Source organism: Streptosporangium sp. NPDC006013 (genome assembly GCF_040614275.1).
Lineage (GTDB): Bacteria > Actinomycetota > Actinomycetes > Streptosporangiales > Streptosporangiaceae > Streptosporangium.
Genome location: NZ_JBEXUE010000727.1, coordinates 1 through 3,530 on the forward strand (window position 1 = coordinate 1; position 3,530 = coordinate 3,530).

At 72.9% G+C, this 3,530-nt stretch carries 5 protein-coding genes; 3 read left to right on the plus strand and 2 right to left on the minus strand.

The window, feature by feature from the left end; genetic code table 11:
• On the minus strand, positions 1–251 hold a 251-nt coding region (locus ABZ260_RS48595), incomplete at its 3' end, for a LysR family transcriptional regulator (RefSeq protein ID WP_355632071.1).
• 77 nt (positions 252–328) lie between these two features.
• Here ABZ260_RS48595 and ABZ260_RS48600 point away from each other — a divergent pair.
• On the plus strand, positions 329–1,051 hold the full coding sequence (locus ABZ260_RS48600; RefSeq protein ID WP_355632074.1) for a hypothetical protein: 723 nt from the start codon (positions 329–331) through the stop codon (positions 1,049–1,051).
• Positions 1,052–1,214: 163 nt separating this feature from the next.
• On the opposite strand, the gene ABZ260_RS48605 is transcribed toward ABZ260_RS48600, so the two are convergent.
• Positions 1,215–2,102, minus strand: a complete 888-nt coding sequence (locus tag ABZ260_RS48605) for a LysR family transcriptional regulator (RefSeq protein ID WP_355632077.1) — start codon at positions 2,100–2,102, stop codon at positions 1,215–1,217.
• A gap of 150 nt (positions 2,103–2,252) precedes the next feature.
• Between ABZ260_RS48605 and ABZ260_RS48610 the strand changes: the two genes are divergently transcribed.
• Positions 2,253–3,062 (plus strand): cytochrome P450, encoded by an 810-nt coding sequence (locus ABZ260_RS48610; protein WP_355632080.1) that lies wholly within the window; start codon positions 2,253–2,255, stop codon positions 3,060–3,062.
• On the plus strand, positions 3,059–3,530 hold a 472-nt coding region (locus ABZ260_RS48615; protein ID WP_355632083.1), incomplete at its 3' end, for an isocitrate lyase/phosphoenolpyruvate mutase family protein. The genes ABZ260_RS48610 and ABZ260_RS48615, both read left to right, overlap by 4 nt.

A 3,530-nucleotide genomic window follows, 5' to 3' on the forward strand; every position in this document is an offset into this window, starting at 1 on the left:
GCGGCACGCAGCACGTCGGCGCGGGCGGCCCGGTGGCGCAGCAGCAGCGGTCCGGCGTGTTCCAGCAGGCGCTCCCCCGCCGGGGTGGGCACCACCGGACGGCGGCTCAGCAGCGCCAGTCCCAGGTCGGCCTCCAGCGCGGCGATCTGCTGGGAGACCGCCGACTGGGTGTAGCCGAGCTCGGCGGCGGCGGCGGAGAAGGAGCGCCGGTCGGCGACGACCACGAACGTGCGCAACAGATGCGGGTCCACGGAGCATCAGTATCGCTTATCGACCCAGCAGGAATCATCGTTGGCGCTTACCCCGGCAGCCGGGCCAGGATCGGGACATGACCACCGCGAGGATCGCCCTGGTAGGCGACAAGTCACCGGCCGTCCAGTCTCACACCCGCATACCCGCGCTGCTGGAGGCGCTGCGTGAGCGCGACGGGCTGAACCTGGACGCCTACTGGATCCCCACGACCGACACCACCGGCCTGGAGGGGTTCGACGGCATCTGGATGGTGCCCGGCAGCCCGTATCGCAGCGAGGCCGGCGCGCTGAACGCCGCCCGCACCGCCCGCGAGCACGGCATCCCGTTCCTGGGCACCTGCGGGGGTTTCCAGCACGCCCTGCTGGAGTACGCGCGCAATGTGCTGGACATGTCCGTCGCGCACGCCGAGAACGATCCGGGTGCCGAGGACTTCCTGCTGCTACCGCTGGCGTGCTCGCTGGCGGGCCACGAGAACACCGTCCTGCTGGAGCCGGGGTCGCTGGCCGAGAGGATCATCGGCGCAGAGAAGAGCGTGGAGAGGTACTACTGCACCTTCGGCCCCAACGCCGGCTACCTGCCCGCCCTGGAGGCGGGTGGGCTGCGCTTCACCGGCCACGACGAGGCGGGGCTGGTGCGGGTCCTGGAGTTGCCGGAGCACCCGTTCTTCCTCGCCACCCTCTTCCAGCCGGAACTGGCCGGCGACGGGCGCCGCCCGCACCCGGTCATCGGCGCCTTCGCCTCGGCGTCCGTCAGCCGGGCCGGGTCGGCCGCGCGTGGCGGACCTGTTCGGGGGGCATGACCGGCGGCCGTGAGCGCACCACCTTCTGACACCGTTTCCCATCCGAAATCGCTGGTGGAGCGGGTTGCGACGCCGCATTGAGCGAAGGCCGGCGTCCGCGAGAGGGTGCCGTGGGCGCCCGCGGTTCACGGGCCTCCGGGTGATGTCGAGGACTCCGGGAGCGCTACGGCGAGCCCTGAGTGAACGCCTGCCTGCTGTGGGCGAGCAACTCGCGCACAGCGGGGTTGTGCGTGCTCCTCCAGATCAGGGTGAGCAGGGCGGGTGCTTCGACGTCGTCGATGAGCAAGGTGGTGAGCCGGTCGCGGTAGTGCGCGGCCATCGACTCGCTGAGGATGGCGACGGCGAGCCCGCGGGTGGCGAGGTCGGCGATGGCGTCGGCGGCGCTGGCCTGCAGCGCGATCACCGGTTGGAGGCCCTGCGCGGCGCAGGCCTGGTCGAACACCGTGCGCAGGCCGGTGCCCGGTGGCATGCACACGAGCGGGTGGGCGCCCAGGTCGCGCAGGGTGACCCGGCGCCGCCGGGTCAGGGGATGCCCGGCGGGGACCGCCGCGACGAGCCGCTCGCTGATGATCGTCAACGCGTTCACCCCCTCCGGGGCGGCGGTCGCGGTCCCGGTGAGAGCCAGGTCGACGGTGCCGGCGCGCACCCCCTCGACGAGCCGGTCGGAGTTGTCCTCCAGCAGAGAGATCTCCACGCCGGGATGGGCTCGGTGGAACGCGGCCAGGGCGTCGAACAGCGGTGTGACGGTGCAGCCGATGACCATGCCGACGGTGAGCCGGCCACGGATCAGGTCGGTCACCTCGCCCACCGCCTGGCCGAGGGCTCCGGCGGCGGCGAGCGCGGCGCGGGCGTGTGCGAGCGCGGCCTTTCCCGCGACGGTGAGGGTGGCGGTGCGCGCCGACCGGTCGAAGAGTTCGGCCCCGAGTTCACGTTCCAGCTGGCGGATCTGGGCACTGACACCGGACTGACTGATGTGCACCCGCTCGGCCGCCCGGGTGAAGTTCTGCTCCTCGGCGACCGCGACGAAGTATTCGAGCTGCCTCAGTTCCATACCTGGAAATTCTAGCTACCGGAATATCCATCTTTTGGACTTCTGGTCGGCAGCTGGCCGCCCCGGGAGGAGCCGAAATCCCGGAACCGCCGTCGGGCCACGTGGACGCTTCGGTGAGCGCCGAAGCGTCCGGCCCCTAGCCTGCCGGTCATGACATCTGACCCGCTGGTGGTGAGCGGCCACGCCGAGGTACGGGCCGTGCTGGCCGATCCCCGGTTCACCGTCGACCCCGTACCGCGGCCGCCGTTCGCGCTGAACGTGGCATGGTTGCGCGGTGCGGTCGGCCGCTTCGCCGAGGGATCCACGCACGCCGAGCGCCGGGCCGCCGGCGAGGCGGTGCTGGCCGGGCTGGACCCCGACACGCTACGCACCGAGGCGTTCCGGCTCGCCTCACAGGACGCCGGCCCGCTGCCCTGTCCCCCGGAACTGGTTCCGGTGCTGGTGCTGGCCGTCGCACTGGGAGTGCCGGCCCAGGACGGGCCACGGGCCGTGGAGGCCGTCACGGCGCTCGCCCCGGCCTACCTGCCGGGGCGCGAAGAGGTGGATCCCGAGGCCGCCGATGAGGGACTGGCGCGGCTGGCGCGACTCCTGGGCGATCCGGCTCCTGCGCGGCTGGCCGTGCTGGCGGGACTGCTCGCCCAGGCATGCGGCCCCACAGCCGGGCTGGTCCGCGGCGCGCTGGCCACGGCGTCGCAGACAGTGGAGCAGACGGCGGAGCAGACGGTGGAGCAGACGGTGGAGGAACTGCTCGACGAGACGTTGCGCCGCGACCCTCCGGTCCGGACGCTGCGGCGCAGGGCACCCGGCGACGGGAGGGCCGTGGTGCTCGACATCGCGGCGGCCAACCGGGATCCGCGGGCTCTGTCGCACCTGACGTTCGGCGCGGGGCCACGGGCCTGCCCCGGCAGGCAGGTGGCGCTGGCGCTGGCGGCCGGAACGGTCGAGGCGGTGGCCCGATGACATTCGAGCGGTTCAGGGCACTGCACCACGCGGATGAGCCGTTGCTGCTGCCCTGCGCATGGGACCACGCCTCCGCGGCGGCGCTGGCACGGGCGGGGTTCGCCGCGATCGGGACGACGAGCCTGGGGGTGGCCGCCGCCGCGGGCAAACCGGACGCCGGGCGGGCGACGCGGCAGGAGACGCTGGCGCTGGCACGGACGATCACGGGGCTGGGGATCCCGGTGACCGTGGACATCGAGGCAGGGTTCGGCGAGACGCCCGGCCAGGTGGCCGACTTGGTGGCGCAACTGGCCGGGCTGGGGGTGGCGGGGATCAACCTCGAAGACGGGCGTGGCACCGGCCTGGCGGATGCCTCGGCGCAGGCGAAACTGATCGCCGCCGTCAAGCGACGGGTTCCCCAGGTGTTCCTCAACGCGCGGACCGACGCGTTCTGGCTGGACCTGCCGGATGCGCGGGCACTGGCGCTGG

Coding starts and splice junctions, on each gene's coding strand:
- ABZ260_RS48605 (WP_355632077.1), bottom strand. CDS start 2,102: ATGGAACTGAGGCAGCTCGAATACTTCGTCGCGGTCGCCGAGGAGCAG.
- ABZ260_RS48610 (WP_355632080.1), top strand. CDS start 2,253: ATGACATCTGACCCGCTGGTGGTGAGCGGCCACGCCGAGGTACGGGCC.
- ABZ260_RS48600 (WP_355632074.1), top strand. CDS start 329: ATGACCACCGCGAGGATCGCCCTGGTAGGCGACAAGTCACCGGCCGTC.